Source organism: Winogradskyella ouciana, assembly GCF_009709615.1.
GTDB lineage: Bacteria > Bacteroidota > Bacteroidia > Flavobacteriales > Flavobacteriaceae > Winogradskyella > Winogradskyella ouciana.
Map to the genome: position 1 here is coordinate 1 of NZ_WJYA01000096.1, position 274 is coordinate 274.

Annotated in this window: 1 protein-coding gene; it reads right to left on the bottom strand. The window is 40.9% G+C overall.

The features are described 5' to 3' along the window. Window positions 1–32: 32 nt before the first annotated feature. Window positions 33–274: type II toxin-antitoxin system RelE/ParE family toxin (locus tag F1003_RS17025; RefSeq protein ID WP_235898417.1), on the bottom strand; the 242-nt coding region annotated here is incomplete at its 5' end.

A 274-nucleotide genomic window follows, 5' to 3' on the forward strand; every position in this document is an offset into this window, starting at 1 on the left:
ACAAAAGTCCAATTTCATCTGAGTCACCCCTATCACACAACTTGAGTTAAAATAAAAACCTGCTGCTCTCCAGATCGATAGAAATACACTCTCAGTCCATTCCTCCAGCGCAGCTCGTACAACCCTTCTTTCAGACTCTTCACATCACCAAAATGACAATCTGACTCAATCCTATAAAATCGGCTATAAAGCACTTTCTTATAATCTGCAGACAGCTTAGAAAACCACAGGTCAAACTCCTTGGATTTTCGAATCTCCATCTTCTGCCTCTCAT